15 protein-coding genes and 1 riboswitch are annotated in these 17,101 nt (G+C 61.6%); of the genes, 6 read left to right on the plus strand and 9 right to left on the minus strand.

Annotation, left to right across the window (positions count from 1 at the left end; all coding sequences use genetic code 11):
- The first annotated feature begins 6 nt into the window (after positions 1-6).
- On the plus strand, positions 7-435 hold the full coding sequence (locus tag V7S54_RS06815) for a response regulator (protein WP_065373633.1): 429 nt from the start codon (positions 7-9) through the stop codon (positions 433-435).
- Between the two features lie 270 nt (positions 436-705).
- Here V7S54_RS06815 and gcvP read toward each other — a convergent pair whose 3' ends face one another.
- Genes gcvP through gcvT form a run of 3 tightly spaced genes read right to left on the minus strand, consistent with a single transcriptional unit; the run spans position 706 to position 5,088 of the window.
- Positions 706-3,570, minus strand: coding sequence for an aminomethyl-transferring glycine dehydrogenase (gene gcvP / locus V7S54_RS06820; protein WP_065373634.1), 2,865 nt, complete (start codon positions 3,568-3,570; stop codon positions 706-708).
- On the minus strand, positions 3,570-3,932 hold the full coding sequence (gene gcvH / locus V7S54_RS06825; RefSeq protein WP_057250234.1) for a glycine cleavage system protein GcvH: 363 nt from the start codon (positions 3,930-3,932) through the stop codon (positions 3,570-3,572). The genes gcvP and gcvH overlap by 1 nt, the downstream gene beginning before the upstream one ends.
- A 16-nt stretch (positions 3,933-3,948) precedes the next feature.
- A complete protein-coding gene (gene gcvT / locus V7S54_RS06830) occupies positions 3,949-5,088 on the minus strand; it encodes a glycine cleavage system aminomethyltransferase GcvT (protein ID WP_065373635.1) in 1,140 nt (379 codons plus the stop codon).
- A 141-nt stretch (positions 5,089-5,229) separates the two neighbouring features.
- A riboswitch (glycine riboswitch) is annotated at positions 5,230-5,317 on the minus strand.
- 162 nt (positions 5,318-5,479) lie between these two features.
- On the opposite strand from gcvT, the gene V7S54_RS06835 reads away from it, so the two are divergent.
- Both V7S54_RS06835 and V7S54_RS06840 read left to right on the plus strand, forming a co-directional pair.
- Complete coding sequence (locus V7S54_RS06835; protein ID WP_065373752.1) at positions 5,480-5,869, plus strand: hypothetical protein; 390 nt, start codon at positions 5,480-5,482, stop codon at positions 5,867-5,869.
- A gap of 76 nt (positions 5,870-5,945) precedes the next feature.
- Positions 5,946-6,932: a DUF1775 domain-containing protein gene (locus V7S54_RS06840; RefSeq protein WP_065373636.1), complete on the plus strand. Its 987-nt coding sequence runs from the start codon at positions 5,946-5,948 to the stop codon at positions 6,930-6,932.
- A 22-nt stretch (positions 6,933-6,954) separates the two neighbouring features.
- On the opposite strand, the gene V7S54_RS06845 is transcribed toward V7S54_RS06840, so the two are convergent.
- Entirely contained in the window at positions 6,955-7,311 is a 357-nt protein-coding gene (locus V7S54_RS06845; protein WP_336408395.1) for a hypothetical protein, read from the minus strand.
- 209 nt (positions 7,312-7,520) lie between these two features.
- Between V7S54_RS06845 and V7S54_RS06850 the strand changes: the two genes are divergently transcribed.
- A complete protein-coding gene (locus tag V7S54_RS06850; RefSeq protein WP_065373637.1) occupies positions 7,521-8,000 on the plus strand; it encodes a nuclear transport factor 2 family protein in 480 nt (159 codons plus the stop codon).
- On the opposite strand, the gene V7S54_RS06855 is transcribed toward V7S54_RS06850, so the two are convergent.
- Positions 7,964-8,278 carry a chaperone modulator CbpM gene (locus V7S54_RS06855; RefSeq protein ID WP_065373638.1) on the minus strand — a complete coding sequence of 105 codons (315 nt, stop codon included), beginning with the start codon at positions 8,276-8,278 and terminating at the stop codon, positions 7,964-7,966. The genes V7S54_RS06850 and V7S54_RS06855 overlap by 37 nt on opposite strands.
- On the minus strand, positions 8,275-9,195 hold the full coding sequence (locus V7S54_RS06860; RefSeq protein ID WP_065373639.1) for a DnaJ C-terminal domain-containing protein: 921 nt from the start codon (positions 9,193-9,195) through the stop codon (positions 8,275-8,277). Before V7S54_RS06860 ends, V7S54_RS06855 begins: the two co-directional genes overlap by 4 nt.
- Positions 9,196-9,464: 269 nt before the next feature.
- Between V7S54_RS06860 and V7S54_RS06865 the strand changes: the two genes are divergently transcribed.
- Together V7S54_RS06865 and V7S54_RS06870 are read left to right on the plus strand one after the other, a co-directional pair.
- Entirely contained in the window at positions 9,465-9,707 is a 243-nt protein-coding gene (locus tag V7S54_RS06865) for a hypothetical protein (protein WP_065373640.1), read from the plus strand.
- 217 nt (positions 9,708-9,924) lie between these two features.
- Complete coding sequence (locus V7S54_RS06870; RefSeq protein WP_268753030.1) at positions 9,925-10,050, plus strand: hypothetical protein; 126 nt, start codon at positions 9,925-9,927, stop codon at positions 10,048-10,050.
- A gap of 173 nt (positions 10,051-10,223) precedes the next feature.
- Here the strand turns inward: V7S54_RS06870 and V7S54_RS06875 are convergent, their stop codons facing one another.
- Genes V7S54_RS06875 through V7S54_RS06885 form a run of 3 tightly spaced genes read right to left on the minus strand, consistent with a single transcriptional unit; the run spans position 10,224 to position 17,094 of the window.
- The gene (locus V7S54_RS06875; protein WP_065373641.1) at positions 10,224-11,894 is read right to left on the minus strand and encodes an ABC transporter ATP-binding protein/permease; all 1,671 of its coding nucleotides are present in this window, start codon (positions 11,892-11,894) and stop codon (positions 10,224-10,226) included.
- 26 nt (positions 11,895-11,920) lie between these two features.
- A complete protein-coding gene (locus V7S54_RS06880; protein WP_065373642.1) occupies positions 11,921-13,240 on the minus strand; it encodes a glucoamylase family protein in 1,320 nt (439 codons plus the stop codon).
- 2 nt (positions 13,241-13,242) lie between these two features.
- Complete coding sequence (locus tag V7S54_RS06885; RefSeq protein ID WP_336408394.1) at positions 13,243-17,094, minus strand: GH36-type glycosyl hydrolase domain-containing protein; 3,852 nt, start codon at positions 17,092-17,094, stop codon at positions 13,243-13,245.
- Positions 17,095-17,101: the final 7 nt, after the last annotated feature.

Genomic DNA, 17,101 nt, shown 5'->3' on the forward strand with positions numbered 1-17,101 from the left:
GAACAGGTGGTCTCGACGCCAAAGCGACTGCTCTTGGTGGAGGACGACGCGCACGACGCGCGCTTCGTCATGCGTGCCTTCGCACAGATCGACGAGACCATCGATCTGGTGCTGGCGGCGGATGCGGACGACGCGATCGCCCAGCTTGCCCACACCCATTTCGACTATGTGCTCCTGGATATCAAAATGCCCGGCAGCGACGGTATCGAGCTTCTGCGGCGCATCCGCAGGGCGCAGGCGACCGTCCTGATCCCGGTCATTGTGCTGACGTCGTCCAGCAACCCGACCGACGTGCTCCATTGCTACCGCGCCGGTGCCAATGCCTACGTCGCCAAACCTGCTTCGGTCGCGGGCTACAGGCACTTTGCCGAGGCCTTCGTCCGCTTCTGGATTGAAAACACCATCCTGCCTCCCGGAATGACCACGCGTCGGTAAGCGCGCACCCCCAAAAAAAGCGGGCGGACGAACGCGTCATGTCCAACTGCATGTTTCCTTTAATCGTAGCCGGTTAAAGGACAAAAACATGCAGCAATTCAATGTGCTACAGCGACCTTTGCACGTCTGATAAGACGCGCGGCGCTGTAGTGTCGATCCTTGTAGATTTCGGGAATCAATCTGGATGAGGGCACGCGCTGCGCGCTGCCACGGGCGCCGGAAGGCTCTGAGGAAACCGGCGGAGCGAGCGCCCCGCCGGTTCTATTGACGTTACTCTGCCGCTTCCGCGTAACTTTCCAGCGGCGGGCAGGTGCAGACGAGATTGCGGTCGCCAAAGACGTTGTCGACGCGGTTGACCGGCGACCAGTACTTGTCGACCCGGAAGGCGCCCGGCGGGTAGCAGGCCTGTTCGCGCGAGTAGGGACGATCCCACTCGCCGACCAGGTCTTCGACCGTGTGCGGTGCGTTCTTCAGCGGGTTGTTGACCTTGTCCATGCGGCCTTCCTCGATGGCGCGGGCTTCCTCGCGGATTGCCAGCATCGCATCGCAGAAACGGTCGATTTCGGCCTTGGTTTCCGATTCCGTCGGCTCGATCATCAGCGTGCCGGCAACCGGCCAGCTCATGGTCGGCGCATGGAAACCGCAGTCGATCAGGCGCTTGGCCACATCGTCAACGGTGACGCCGGCGCTTTCGACCAGCGGACGGGTGTCGATGATGCACTCATGCGCCACGCGGCCCTTGGACGACTTGTAGAGCACCTCATAGGCGCCCTTCAGCCGAGCGGCAATGTAGTTGGCGTTGAGGATCGCCACCTTGGTCGCCTGGGTCAGGCCTTCGCCGCCCATCATCAGGCAGTAGCTCCAGGAGATCGGCAGGATCGAAGCCGAGCCGAAGGGAGCCGCCGAGACCGCACCCTCGTGTCCGTCCGTTTCCGGATGGCCGGGCAGATAAGGGGCGAGATGCGCCTTGACGCCGATCGGGCCCATGCCGGGACCGCCGCCGCCATGCGGAATGCAGAAGGTCTTGTGCAGGTTCAGGTGGCTGACGTCGGAGCCGATGTCGCCGGGGCGGGCAAGGCCGACCATGGCGTTCATGTTGGCACCGTCCAAGTAAACCTGGCCGCCGTGCTTGTGCACGATCTCGCAGACCTCACGCACGTTCTCTTCGAACACGCCGTGCGTCGAGGGGTAGGTGATCATGCAGCACGAGAGGTTTTCCGCGTACTGCTCTGCTTTCGCACGGAAATCATCCATGTCGATGTCGCCGTTGTCGCTCACCTTGATGACGACGACCTTCATGCCGGCCATCTGGGCAGACGCCGGGTTGGTGCCGTGCGCCGAGGTCGGGATCAGGCAAACGTCGCGATGATCGTTGCCCTGCGCCAGGTGGTAGGCGCGGATCGTCAGCAGACCGGCATACTCGCCTTGCGCGCCGGAGTTCGGCTGCATCGAGATCGCGTCATAGCCGGTGACGGCGCAGAGCTTCTCCGACAGGTCCTCGATCATGTGCTGGTAGCCAGCCGCCTGATCCTTCGGCACGAAGGGATGGATCTCGGAGAATTCCGGCCAGGTGATCGGCAGCATTTCCGCGGTCGCGTTGAGCTTCATCGTGCAGGAGCCGAGCGGGATCATCGCCCGGTCGAGCGCGAGGTCGCGGTCCGACAGACGGCGGATGTAGCGCGTCATCTCGCTTTCTGCGCGGTTCATGTGGAAGATCGGGTGCATCAGATACTCGCTGGTGCGCAGCAGCGGCTGCGGCAGGCGGTAACCCGGCTCGAACTGTTCCACCTTGAAGTCGCCGCCGAAGGCGCGCCAGACGGCTTCCAGCGTGACCGGGCGCGAGCGCTCGTCAAGGCTGATGCCGATCTTGGTCTCGCCGATCTTGCGCAGGTTCACTTCCTCGGCGACCGCGGTCTTGAGGATGATGCCCTGCAGCTTACCGACCTCGACGGTGATCGTGTCGAAGAACACGTCGGGCTCGACGGTATAGCCGAGCTTTTCAAGGCCCATGGCAAGACGAACGGTCTTCTGGTGAACGCTCTGGGCGATCGCCTTGATGCCCTTCGGTCCGTGGAAGACGGCATACATCGAGGCCATGACGGCGAGCAGCACCTGCGCGGTGCAGATGTTCGATGTCGCCTTTTCGCGGCGGATGTGCTGTTCGCGGGTCTGCAGCGACAGGCGATAGGCGCGGTTGCCGCGCGCATCGACGGAAACGCCGACGAGGCGACCCGGCATCGAACGCTTGTGTGCATCCTTGACCGCCATGTAGGCCGCATGCGGGCCGCCGTAGCCGACCGGGACGCCGAAGCGCTGGGTGCAGCCGATCGCGATATCGGCGCCCATTTCGCCGGGCGACTTCAGCAGCGCCAGCGCCAGCGGATCGGCGGCAACGGTCGCGATCGCGCCGGTCTGGTGCAGGCGGGCGATCAGGCCGGTGAAATCGTTCACGTGGCCGTAGGTGCCCGGATACTGGAAGATCGCACCGAAGACGTCGACCGGATCGAGATCGGTGAAGGGATTGCCGATGACAATCTGCCAGCCGAGCGGCTCGGCGCGGGTCTTCAGAAGCGCAATCGTCTGCGGGTGGCAGTTCTCGTCGACGAAGAAGGCCTTGGCCTTCGACTTCGAGACGCGCTCGGCCATGGCCATGGCTTCTGCTGCAGCGGTCGCTTCGTCGAGCAACGACGCGTTAGCGACGTCGAGACCGGTCAGGTCGCAGACCATGGTCTGGTAGTTGAGCAGCGCTTCGAGGCGGCCCTGGCTGATTTCCGGCTGGTAGGGCGTATAGGCCGTGTACCAGGCCGGGTTTTCCAGGATGTTGCGCTGGATCACCGGCGGCGTGATGGTGCCGTAATAGCCCTGGCCGATCAGCGACACGAGCTTCTGGTTGCGATTGGCCGTTTCGCGCATCTTGTCGAGCGCCTCGCGCTCGGTCATCGGCGCGCCCCAGGCGAGCGGCGTCTTCTGGCGGATCGACGGCGGCACGGTGTCGTCGATGAGCGCATCGAGCGTCGGGTAACCGACAACCTTCAGCATCTCGTCCATTTCGGCCGGCGACGGGCCGATATGACGCCGGTTGGCGAAGTCATACGGCTTGTAGTCGGTAAAGGTGAAATCCTTGGGCATGCTCATCAGGCGACGAGCTCCTTGTAGGCCGCTTCTTCGAGAAGGGCGTCGGCTTCGCTGGGGTTGGCAAGCTTCAGCTTGAAGAACCAGGCAGCACCCTGCGGGTCGCTGTTGACGAGCGACGGGTCGTCGACAATCGCCTGGTTGACCTCGACGATTTCGCCGTCAAGCGGACAATAGACGTCGGAGGCTGCCTTGACGGATTCGACGGTGGCAGCGGTGTCGCCCTTGGCGAAGGTCGAGCCGGTTTCCGGCAGTTCAACGAAGACGAGGTCGCCAAGCTGGCCGGCGGCGTGCTCGGTGATGCCGACGGTTGCAACACCAGCTTCGATCTTCAGCCACTCGTGTTCCTCAGTGAACTTCAACATGTGCGCTCTCTCCTGATCAGCGTTTGTAGGTTTGTTTGACAAAGGGCAGGGCGGCGACCGCTACAGGCAGGTACTTGCCGCGCACTTCCGCAAAAAGGGTGGTGCCGTATTCGATGTGGCCGGCATCGACGTAACCCATGGCGACGGGGCCATCGACGGACGGACCGAAGCCGCCCGAGGTCACCTGGCCGACCAGTGTCTTGCCCTCGGAATCGGCAAACAGGCTGGCGCCGCCACGAACAGGGGCGCGACCCTCCGGCTTGAGGCCGACACGACGGCGCGAGGCGCCATCGGCAAGCTGGCCGAGAATGCGATCGGCACCGGGGAAGCCCCCCTCACGGGCACCGCCGGCCCGCCGGGCCTTCTGCATCGCCCATTCGATGGCGCCCTCGACCGGTGTGGTCGTGGTGTCGATATCGTTGCCATAGAGACAAAGGCCCGCTTCGAGACGCAACGAATCACGCGCGCCGAGGCCGATCGGCTTGACATCAGGATGTTCGAGCAGGCGCTGGGTCACATCCACTGCGGATGCAACGGGAATGGATATTTCGAAACCGTCTTCGCCGGTGTAGCCGGAGCGGGAAATGATGCAGGCAACATCGTGCAGATCGGCTTCGGCGACGTCCATGAAGCGCATGGCCGAGACGTCGGCCCACAATTCGCCCAGCACGGCTTCGGCATGCGGGCCCTGCAGTGCGATCAGCGCGCGGTCGTCGAGCATGGTGACATCGCAGGTGTCGGCAAGTCCCTTTTTCAGATGCTCGAAATCCGCATCCTTGCAAGCGGCGTTGACAACCAGGAACAGGTGATCGCCACGGTTGGCAATCATCAAATCGTCGAGGATGCCGCCTTCGAGATTGGTGAAGATCGCATAGCGCTGCCGACCCTCGCCAAGGCCGAGCACATCGACCGGCACCAGCTTTTCAAGCGCAAGTGCGGCGTCTTCGATCTTGCCGGACTTCGGCCGGACGATGACCTGGCCCATGTGGGAGACATCGAAGAGACCGGCGGCAACACGTGTGTGCTGGTGTTCCTTCATCACGCCATCAGGGTACTGCACCGGCATGTCGTAACCGGCAAAGGGCACCATGCGTGCGCCCAAGGAAAGGTGCAGCGCATGCAGCGGCGTATGTTTCAAATGGGGATTCTGTTCCAAATCCGGCCTCCAGGTCTGGCGCTCCCGCGCCGGCTCACACTTCCGGCGTCAATCGCCGTCGATTCGAGCCCCCTCTGTCCCTTTGCCTGAGATTGTTATCCCTTCGGCGAGCGCAAAAACGCTTCTCTCCAGAGTCCTACCGGCACCTTGCTGGTCCTTTGGCCTGAGAGTTTCCGGGGCGGTTGCTCCTTCGGCACCGGTTTGAGCCGGCTTCTCCCAACAAGATCGTCTCCAGATAACGGCGAAGGCGGGAGCTTGGCAAGGGGGCGGTGTCGCGGTGAAACACATTTTTGTCGCACGACCAAAGGCCGCAGCCCGGGCGGGTGCGGCAATTCTGTCTTTGCATTCTTCTCCGGTTGAGGATAACCCAAGTGAAATACCGGGGATGACCATGACAGGGCGCGAAGGAAAATTCGGGATAGCAGTGCGGCTCGTCGCCGTATTCGCGCTTGTTTTCCTGGCCTTTGCCCACAAGCCGCTCATGGCCAAGACGCTGACGCCGGCCGAGATCGCCGCCTATCAGCTGCCTGATGGTTCGATGGCCGAAATCTGCTTCGGCCTGGACGGCGTCGACCACCAAAGCGGCAAGGGCCAATCGATGGCCCCGATCTGCGAAGCCTGCCGGCTCTCAGGTTCGACCCTCCTGCCAGTTCCGCCGACCGAGAGCGTTCGCGCCGATGCCGGCGAATGGCAGCTATCGTCGGTTCACGCTGAGAGCGCCACCCGCTATCAGCATCTGCGCCTGCTGCCGCCTTCGCGCGGGCCACCTGCGCGTTCGTAATCCTCCTCACGCATTCCCATGACAATTCGCCGCCTTCAAGCGGCTTGGACCACCCCCGTGGTCAGGAGATTACGACATGAACACGACCAGACTGGCTTCGCTTTCGCTCGGCCTTACCCTTGCTGCCAGCGGTATCGCCCACGCGCACGCCACCTTCGAAAACGACGCGGCGCCGGTGGATAGCACCTTCAAGGCGGTGCTGCAGGTGCCGCACGGCTGCGACGGCAAGCCGACGACGGAAGTGCAGATCAAGCTGCCCGAAGGCTTTGTCTTCGCCAAGCCGCAGCCGAAGCCCGGCTGGGAGCTCGAGGTGATCAAGGGCGATTACCAGAAAACCTACGACAATCATGGCGAGAAAGTTTCGTCCGGCCCGGTGGAAATCCGCTGGAAGGGCGGCAACCTCTCGGACGATTACTACGACACCTTCGTCGTTCGCGGCAAAGTCTCGGGTTTCGACAAGGAGACCGTGCTTGCCTTCCCGACCACGCAGCTTTGCGGAACCGAAGGCAAGGTCGTCTGGGATCAGGTTGCTGCCGAGGGCCAGAATGCGCATGACCTGAAGAGCCCGGCGCCGACGGTGACGGTAACCATGGCCGACGCTGCCGATCCCCATGCCGGCCATGGTGGGCAAGTGGCTGCTGCCGACGGGGCAGCGAAACTTGGCGATCTCGAGATATCAGGCGGCTCGGTCAAGGCCATGCTGCCCGGCGCCAAGGTCGGCGGCGGCTTCCTGACGATCAGGAATGGCGGGGCAGGCGAGGATCGGCTCGTGGCCGTCGAAAGCCCCGCGGCCGCTCGCATCGAGATCCACGAGATGAAAATGGAAAACGACGTGATGAAGATGCGCAAGCTCGATGACGGCGTTGCCGTACCGGCCGGAGAAACGGTCGAGCTCAAGGCCGGCGGCCTGCACCTGATGTTCATGGACGTGAAGACGCCGTTCAAGGAAGGCGAAGCCGTTCCCGTCACGCTCGTCTTTGAAAGGGCCGGCAAGGTCGAGGCGACGTTCCCGGTCGGTTCGGCCAAGGGCGGCGAGGCGGCCGGCGGCGGCAAGCATCACTGATTGAGAGATTGCGACGCTCGCCTCAGGCGGCGTCGCTTTCATCCTCCTGGCCGGCCGGTTCATCCTGCCGGCCTTCGTTTTCCTGCTTCTCGGATCCGTCGTCGTCATCGCGCATGAATTCGAGATAGCGGCGCAGCGCTTCGGTTTCCGAGCGTTCCGGCAACCGGCCATCGGCGCTCATGAGCATGAAGGAGAGGGGCAGGGCGCCCTTGGTCTTGGGGATCGAGACCGGCGTCAGTGCGGGCTCCTCGGCGCGCCGGGTCGAAAGCAGCGTGATCGCTTCGTCGGTCGGACCGTCACCCCGCACGCGTGCAGACGGCTTCAGCGCTTCCGCTGCATAGGCCGCTGTCGTCGCGGATACGGTGACGACCTGTGTCACGTCCTGCACACCTTCTCGTTGCCAATCCTTTCCTTTCGCTCAGTTTCACTTGAAGGCGGGTGAAAACGCGCGGTCGCATTTTATGAAAATCGGTGGGATCGCCGCAAAGCCGACTTCCGCGAGGACATCATCGGAGGCGAGTCACCTATACTTGCGATGTTCCTAAAGTGCGAGCACACTCGCTCAAATAGAAGGACGGGAGGCTCCCCATGCCTAGATCAAGCGAACTGAAACGCACCGTGCAGGCCCTCTATCGCGCCCGCATTGCCAACGACATTGATACCATCATGGCCCAACTCGATCCGGAATTCAGTTTCCGCATCGCCGCAAGCGGCCGGCTCGGGCCGATGGCCATGGCGGTGAACACGCCAGAAAGCGTACGCAGCACGTTCCTGGATCTCATGGACAGTTGGGACCTCAGCGGGATGAAGACAGTCGGAACCTATGTCGATGGCGATACCGTCGTGACCCACCGATCCGGAACCGTCCGCTTCATTCCATCTGAAACCGAAGCCCAAACCGAACTCATAGACAAGTTCACGTTCCGCAACGGTCGAATTATCGATCTCACGGAATTCGTGGATACGTTGTTCGTCGCTGAGACGATCGGCCTCTTCGATGAACGGGGCGCCCAACGTGATGAAACGGCAGACTATTCTTCCTCGACCCTTGACAGGATCAACCTCTGAACCTCCGGCTCCTGTGAGCGGATGGCGTTCATCAACACAGCGAGGCGGCCGCGCAGGCCGTGGATTTGGTCGAGCAGCCGCATGGCGACATCGACGCCGTCGTCGTTGACGCCCATCGGACCCGTCAGATCCTGGATCAGACGGGCGCGGGCAAGGTCGTCCTCTTCGAAAAGCCAGCCTGCTTCCGCCTCCCTTGGCATCAGCCAGCGCTGTTCGATCCAGATGCGCAAGACCTTCACCTCGATGTCGAGATGTTCGCAAAATTCGCGGTCGTTCATGCCTGCCCTCCCATGCCTTTGCGCGGGTCTTCCGTCTTTCCGCCTGCCCAACTCTCAACGAAGGCGGACAGCGCCGGATCGGGGGTCTGCGGCAGCACGATCTTCAGGCTGACATAGGCATCGCCATGGCCGCCGCCGGACTTGTGCAGGCCCTTGCCCTTCAAACGCAATGTCTTGCCGGTGTTGGAGTGCGGCGGGATCGTGACATTGACCGCACCGTCGATCGTCGGAACCCGGATCTTGCCGCCGAGCACCGCTTCACTCAGTGAGATCGGCACCTCGTAGCGCACGTCGTCGCCATCGGCTGCAAAAAGAGGATGCGGCCTGACGCGGATATCGATCAACGCATCGCCGGCCGGTGCACCGTTGAACCCGGGCTCGCCCTTGCCACGCAACCGCAGCGTCTGGCCGTCGCGCGTGCCGGGCGGGATGGTGAGATCGAGTACCGGTCCGCCACCCGGCAGGTTGATTTCGGTCTTGGTGCCGTTGGCCGCATCGAGAAAGCCGATCTCCATGGAAAAGTGCTGATCGCGCCCGCGCTGGCGTTGTTGCTGGCCGCCGCTACGACGGGAAAAGAAACTCGAGAAAATATCGTCCGCATCCGCGAAATCCGAAAAGCCATGTGCGCTCTCGTAGCGTCCCGCCGTATCTCCGGATGAAGCATAGTCGCGGTAGTAGTGGCGGGGCGCAGTCTCTGCACCCGTCTCGTCAATTTCGCCGCGATCATATTTGCCGCGTTTCTCCTCGTCACTGAGGAGGGCATAGGCCGCTGAAACCGCCTTGAAGCGGTCCTCCGCTCCTTTGTCTCCCGGGTTAAGATCCGGGTGCAATTTCTTGGCGAGTTTGCGATAGGCGCTCTGGATGTCCTTCTGTGTCGCTTCGCGGCTGACGCCGAGCGTTTCGTATGGGCTCGTCATGCGGTCTCCCTCAGGCGTCAACGATCGAGGCCGCATCGCAGATGCCCTGCGTGCGTTGCGATCATGCGTCTTCAATCACTCGCCTAAGAGCATAGGGCGGATTTTCGCGCGCGACAGGGGCGCCGCACCATGCGTGACGCATTGTCGCCGGCGCGGCCCGTTGCGGTCCTGCACCTTCGACCATTTCGCGAATTCGCGATCTCTGATACAATCAGCGCCGGGAAGTTTTCTTCGGGTGCAACGTTGCCTCGAAGCTCGGGGAGGTCGAAATGTCCGTCCGACTGCAACTCGCCATCATGGTCGGCCTGATGATCAATGCCATTCTGTTTGGGATCGGCATCGTAACGGTTTTGTCGATCCCGGTTCTCGCCGACAACGCCAAGTATTCGATCCCAGCGCTGGTGGTTGCGTGCTTTGTCACGACGCCGTTCATCGCCTGGATCATGGCGCCGCGGCTTCGCCTCAGATACTGGCAGGAGCGGGAGCGGGGGAACAAGCAGCAGCCGATCTAGCCCGCGCGCTCATCGATTATTGACCAAGATTCACGTAAATCCATGGAAATCCTGGGTGCGCGAGCGGCCAGGTGGTCGCCGGTACAAATTACATCTTCAACGATCAAACGTTTTGTTATACCACCGACTAGATGCTGCTTGTCCCGTACGCTAATCCTCATATACCCACTAGTCTCAAGGACATAGCCGCTGTTAAGGCCCGAAAGGAACCGACTTCATGAGAACGATCGTATTGCTGTTCGCACTCGTCACTCTGGCCGCTTGCTCGCAGACCGGCGGTGGTGGCACGCGCTATGTTGGCGGTGACGGCGACTACTACCAGGGCATCGTCGCCCCACGGTAACAGCGGTCGTTTTCCGCGATCACTTGGCTGCCGCGAGCGCGCCTTGGCAAGAGGGAAAAGGTCCGGCTAGCCTGGTGGGCCAGCGCCCGCCAGGCGCAAAGTGACAGGCTCTGGCCGCCGCCGCATCGCGCTTGATGTTGCCCCGAGCGCGGCGCAAGGCGAAGCAGTCATGTTCAGCGATGGGTCCATGTCCAGCGGCCATCCTCCTGACAATCCAGCACAGCTTCGTAGAGATCACGCGCATCGCCTTCTTCGCCGTTGTTGATGCAGGTGATCGAGCTCTCGGCAAGCAGGTTCAGTACCTTCCGGAAGGTTTCATGCCCGAGGGTTGCTTCAAGCCGGTCAAGAAAGACATATCGCGGTCTGGCGAGAAGCACCTTGGCGACAGCCAAGAGCTGTTGCTCGCCCAAGGACATTTCCCGGTCCTGCTCCTTCTCCAGTGCTCGAGCATCGCCAACAAGGTTTTCGAGACCAACAGCCTGTACGACCTCAAGAATTCGACTGTCGGAGACATCGCCCGGGTAGTCCGGAGGCAGAAGAATTTGCCGGAGCGAACCCGGCGGCAGGTAGGGGCGCTGCGGTAGAAACATCAGGTCGTTCGGGCGCAGGATCCGCCCGGTGCCGGCGGTCGGAATTCCGGCGGTTGCCCTGAAGAGCGCTGCGCCTGCAGCCGCGTGCGACCCCGATATCAACACCGGTGTTCCCGGTGGGATCGATACCGACAGATTGTGTAGCAATGCGCGGCCGCCAACCGAGCCCAACGTCACCTGGTCGAAGACCAAATCGCCCTCTTGCTTGACCAGTTCGATGCCGGTCCCACCACCCCTTGCTCGGCTCTTTTCAATGGCTTCCAGTAGGGAACTCAGCCGGGAAACCACCGCGGCGAAGTTTGAGATCGAGTTGAATTGCCGAACGATCAAGGAGAACGCGCCCACGAGCATGGCAAAGGCCGCGCCTGATTGCGTGATCACTCCGAATTCGATTTCCCCCCGCATGAAAGCCGGAGCAATGATCAAGTCCGGGATGATCTGGATCATCCAATTGTAGCCGCTCGTAAAATAGGCCAGGTTCCGGTTAACCGCGGTAATGGTGAGGATGTTGGCGACCAGATCATCGAGGCGCTGCATCAATCGCGTCTTTTGCTGGCCTTCAACGCTCGCCACCATCACCGATTCAGCGTTTTCGCGCACATGCATAAGGCTGGACCTGAAGCTCGCTTCCTTGTCGAGTCGCTCATAGTTCAGGCCGATGAGAGGGCGCCCCAAAACGATCGTCATGTAGGAGCCGCAAGCCGCATAGAGCACGGCCACGACAAACAGCAGCGGACTTATGGACCAAAGCACGCCTGAGAACGTCACCACCGTCAGCGTACTGCTGAACAGCATAATGATGTAGGAGAGGGTGGTGACCGTGAATGCCTGGATGTCTTCGGATATCCGCTGGTCCGGGTGGCTCAGCGTCCCTGAGACCTCCAGCCGATAGTAGGCCTCATTCTCCAGATAGAGATCGACGGCGCGTCTCGTCAGGAACTCGCGCCAAAGCAGCGCCAGCCGTTCTTCGACAAAGCGCGCGATGACGCCGACAACGGTGAGGACGGCAAAGACACAGACGTAAAAGACCGCTTGCCGAACGAACTCATCCATCTGGCGCTCGGCGATCGCAGTCATGAAATTGCGGCCGACGTAATTGTTCACGACGTTGAGGCCGTTCAAGCCGAAGAGCAGCGCCATGAGCCCGGCAAACATCCACCTGGCTCTGCCGCCAACCTCGGATGCCAGGAAAAATCGAACAGCTCTTGCGAAACGAAATGCGGTCGTTCTGATCGGTACTGGCTGGCTGTCCATCTGAGTACCTTTTGTTGGTTTGGCCCTCAGAGCCAGCCGCCGGAAAAACCTGCACGCCTCAAACCCACCACCACGGGCGCGCACCGGCGCATGATGTTCCACAGCAAGCCAGTTCGGTAGTTCTCGATCATCAGGACGACCGGGCCCTGGTCGATGCCGAAGTGGTAGGGGCTGACCCACCAACCGGCTTCGGTTCCTTCCACCGGAAAGCTTCGGTTGAACGATGGCTTGAAGCCGTAAAGCCTGGTCATGCCGAGCTTCATGCGGGCGCAGTTCCAGATTGTCGGGATGACGATCTCCGGCGCGAACGGCAGCGAGGCGACGACGGCCCAGGGCGACACGGTTCCGTCATCCGGGCCGAAAGGCGCGCCGCGGGCGAGATAATCGAAAAACTCCCTTTCGCTGCCGTTCACGGTACGCTTGGTCCAGCCTGGCCCGTCGCTCGCCGTGAAGCCCCAGCAATGCTCGCCGTAGCCGACGAAATTCAGCGGATTGCGGATGGCATATTCCTGCTGGACGAATGTCGCGTGCCGGCTGTTCTGGAAGTAGTCGCTATTGTGTTCGCGCATGAACTCGTCACGGATCCCGCGGAAATCGATCCACATATGCGAGAGCTGGTGCGTGAAGAGAGGGCCCGAATAGAGCAACTCGCGACCGTAAAGGTTCCGCCAGTCGTAGCTTTCGGTATAGGCGGCGTAAGCTTCGGCCGGCAGCGGATGGGTCGGCGAGCCGAGGCCGAGTATGTAGAGAAGCAGGCCCTCGTCGTAGCCGCGCCAGCGATAGGGAATGAAGCCGTTCTCCGGCCGCCAGCCATGGGTCAGCGTAAGTCCGTGATCGCAGGCCCAGTTCCAGTCGGCACGCTCATAGAGCGCATTTGCCGACCGGCGAATTTCGATTTCATCCGGCGTATCGCCGTCAAAATAGGCGGCCACCGTCAGTGCCCCGGCGAAAAGGAAGGCGGAGTCGATCGTCGACAATTCGCATTCCCAAACGCGCCTGCCGGTCTCGATATCCAGGAAGTGATAGAAGAAGCCCTTGTAGCCCGAAGCGTCCGGCTCCGGCCCTTGCGGACATTGCAGAAGAAACTGCAGCCGTCGACGCGCGATCTTTGCGGCGAACTTGCGAATGACAATGCCCCGCTCGATAAGCACGGGGATCGTCGCGAGCGCCATGCCGATCGCCGCAATACTTGCGGGTGCATCTTCCTGTGTCTTGTCGCGCACGAGGCCGTTGTCGGGATTGGTGCAATGCAGATAGTACAGAAGCGTCGTGAACTGGAGCCGGGCAAGATCCTGCTCGGTCGGCATCCGGTTCAATTCGGGGTCTGTCGACAACAATCCCGGCATGGCTAGGCCACCACGAGACGGACGTCGTGATCTCGTCCGTCATCCACGAGTGGAACACTTCGGTCAGCGACCTTCTTGCCATCGAGGCTCAGCGAATAGTGTTCCTGTCCTCGTTTGGAATCTCGGCTCACCTTGATACGGTATGTTGATCTGCCATGCCGAAAATCAACATCGTATGTCGACCATTGTGTGGGAATGCACGGCTCGACAAAAAGCCGGGGTCCCTGACGGCGAATGCCGAGAATGGCCTCAAGACCAACCCGGTACAGCCAGCCCGCCGATCCGGTATACCAGGTCCAGCCGCCGCGGCCGGTGTGAGGAGCGGCCCCATAAACGTCGGCGCTGACAACATAGGGCTCGACCATGTAGCGGTCGGTGTCTTTGGGTGACAGGGCATGGTTGATGGGATTGAGCATGCTCCAGAACCGAAACGCCCGATCGCCATCCCCCAGCAATGCTGTCGCCAGCGCCACCCACGTGGCCGCGTGGGTGTACTGGCCGCCATTCTCTCGAATTCCGGGCACATAGCCCTTTATGTAGCCGGGCTGCAGCGAGCCCTTGTCGAACGGCGGATCGAAAAGCTGTATCAAGCCGCTGTCGGTACGAACGAGCCGCTCCCAAACCGCGCGCATTGCCTGCGCGGCGCGCTCGGCATCTGCAGCACCCGAGATAACTGCCCAGGCCTGCGGGATCGCGTCGATCTGGCACTCGTCGTTCGACTGGGACCCGAGGGGAGTGCCATCGTCGAAGTAGGCACGGCGATACCAGGCGCCATCCCAGGCATGGGTCTCCAGGGATATGCGCAGGGTCTCGGCGCGCTCCTTGCACCATTTGGCTCGTTCGTCATCTGCCATCGCCGATGCGATGGCGGCAAAGGATCCAAGGACGGTTAGAAAGAACCATCCGTTCCATACGCTCTCGCCTTTGCCTTCCGCGCCGACCCGGTTCATGCCGTCGTTCCAGTCGCCCGTTCCCATAAGCGGAAGCCCGTGGCTGCCTAGCCGCAAACCTCGGTCAAGTGCCCGACAACAGTGCTCATAGATGGTCCCGCTTTCCTGGCTGGCCGGAGGGACCTCGTAGCGCTCCTCCTCGTCGTCCGTTAGAGGCGGCGAGACGAGGAAAGGAACCTGCTCGCTGAGGAGCGCGTAGTCTCCGGAGACCGATACATAGTGCTGGACGACGTAGGGTAGAAAGTAGAGGTCGTCCGTCATGCGTGTGCGCACACCGGCACCCGATGGCGGATGCCACCAGTGTTGAACGTCTCCCTCGGTAAACTGCCGCGAGGCAGCGCGAAGGATGTGCGTTCGCGCTTCATCGGGCGCGCAATGGACGAGGGCTGCGACGTCCTGGAGCTGGTCGCGAAATCCATAGGCGCCGCCGGATTGGTAGAACCCTGTTCGCGCCCAGATACGGCAAGCCAACACCTGATAGAGCAACCAGCGGTTCATCATGAGGTTGAAGGCCGTATCTGGCGTTCGGACCGTGACGGCGTTCAGCAGATGATCCCACTGTTGTGAAACGGCTGCCAGCGCGTTCCTGGCGCCCCTCGGTTCGGCATGTTCGCGGACGAGCCTGCGCATTTCCTCGCGGCTTTCGGCCTGCCCGAGCACGAATACCAGCTCGACGGTCACCGCCGGCGGGATTGAAATGCTGACCATGAGGGCTGCGCAGGGGTCGAGCAGAGAACCGGTTTGTCCCCCGAGATCGAAGCCTTCCAATCCCACCGGCTGAGCGATGGAACCGTTTCTGCCGAGGAACGCGCGCCGATCGCATGTGAACGATCGGACAGGCGCGCTTGAGGCGGCGAATGCCAGCGTTCCGGAAAAATCACCCTCCCAGACGTTCCGGGCAACGATAGCACCGATCTCGCTGTCAAATTCGCATTCGACCCGGGAGAATGCGCTTTCGCGCAGCGTGCCGAGAACCCATTCAACGAAGTAGGTGGCGGTAAGGCGGCGAAGTCGTTTTCCGTCGTTGCGAATAGCAAGGCGCACAACCTTGATCGCTCCCGAGGCCGGCACGTGGACAGCCATTTCATGATGCAATGGTCCGCGACTGCTTTCGTAGCACGTGTAACCTTGGCCATGCCTCGTTCTCGTCGTCGATGTTTGACCAAGAGGCAAAGGCGTCGGCGTCCATAGCTCCGCCGTCTGCTCATCGCGCAAGTAGATAACTTCACTCGGCGGGTCCGAGACCGGGTCGTTCGACCAAGGCGTGAGCCTGTTCAGTTGGCTGTTGCCCGCCCAGGTGTACCCAAGACCGCTGTCGCTCGTCAGGCAACCAAACGCGCTATTGGCAAGGACGTTACACCACGGCGTTGGCGTCGCATCCGCTGCGATCACATATTCGCGCCCGTCTTTGGTAAACCCTCCACGGCCATTCCAAAAAAGCAGGCCATCTCGTGGTGCCTCGTGACGCCTTTCGCGGGCAGCGGAGACATGCGTCCTGGTCTCCTTCAGCGTCGGAAAAGTGGTAGCCGCTCTCGCCGAAAGTTGAGCTGAAAGGGATCCTTGACTGCAGCAAAGGACGAGGCGCGCGGCGGCCGTGATCGCATTTTCTGCACCGGCCGAAACACTGGCCCTCGGTGGGAAATGAATACCCCCGGCTTTGCCGAGGGTTTGCTCCACATGGGCCGTCGCCTTGGCGCTCAACTGCAAGCTTTCGCTGGATTCCCTTTCATCAAGGACCACGAGGTCGAAGGGAAATCCGCGACTGGCAAGGAATGCGTGGGCATTGATGACGTTGTCGACGAGAGCGTTCTCGTCTGTTTTGTCGATACGCAGCAGGAGAATTGGGATGGCTCCCGATAGTCCCGCCGATCCCAAGTCGTCGCGGTTCAGCCGCCTCGTGTCGGGCGTGCTGCCTTCCCTTAAGCCGGGAACAGAAAATGCCAGATACGCAGCGAGCCGATTGTAGACGGCCAACTCTTGCGGAGAGGGTGACCGGGGCGGGCCTTCATTGTTTTTCTCGGCATCCACCAACGCTTGACGCGCGGCGTCGATATGGGCGAAGCGTCTTGCTATTGCCGAAGCGTCTACATCACTATCGGCTGCGCCCGTTACGAACGCGATCACTTCCGCTCCGGAGGGTTCCAGATCGACTGTCCGGCGCAGGCTGAAGATAGGATCGAGCACGGGACCCGTCGTCCCTGATAGACGGCTCCCCGGCACCAGGGCGTCAGGGTTTGACGCCGTCCGCCGCCGGCCAAGAAATCTGTAGCGGTCCGTTTCATATTCCACCGCATGGCCCTGGCGGCTTGACGCAGACACGTGCACCGCCCAGACGGGGCGCTCCGATGCGCTGCGCGGCCGGCGCCGCGCGAACAAAGCGGTTGTTTCGGTATCGAACCAGGTTTCGATGAAAAGCTTGGCAAATGCCGGATGTGCGCTATCGGCGCTTCGGCCATTCAGGCAGACTTCGGAATAGCTTGTCAGCTCAAGCTTTCTCGCTTTCCCGCCCTTGTTGCAGAGTTTCAGCAAACGCACCTCGGCATCGCAATCCTGTGCGACCGACACGTTCCATCGAAGATCGATGTCTCCGAGCAAACAGCGATACTCCGCACGATCGCCGTGAAACGTGTATTCGTAGATCGCATCCGGATGGCAGATCGGCTGCCGGCCAATCGTCCAGACCTCGCCGCTCTCAAGGTCGCGGATGTAGCAGAACTGGCCCCAGCAATCGCGTGTGCCGTCCTCTCGCCACCGCGTGATATCGAGGCCGCGCCAGGTCTCATACCCGGCACCGGCCTCGGTCAGAAGCACGTTGTAGTTCCCATTCGAAAGCAGGGTCGTGTCAGGAGGCACGCCTGCCGGACGTGTCGCACTGACGTCAACCTTGCCAACTGGCCGGACCATCAGACCG

The organism is Ensifer sp. CCNWLY38, assembly GCF_037120565.1.
Lineage (GTDB): Bacteria > Pseudomonadota > Alphaproteobacteria > Rhizobiales > Rhizobiaceae > Ensifer > Ensifer adhaerens_H.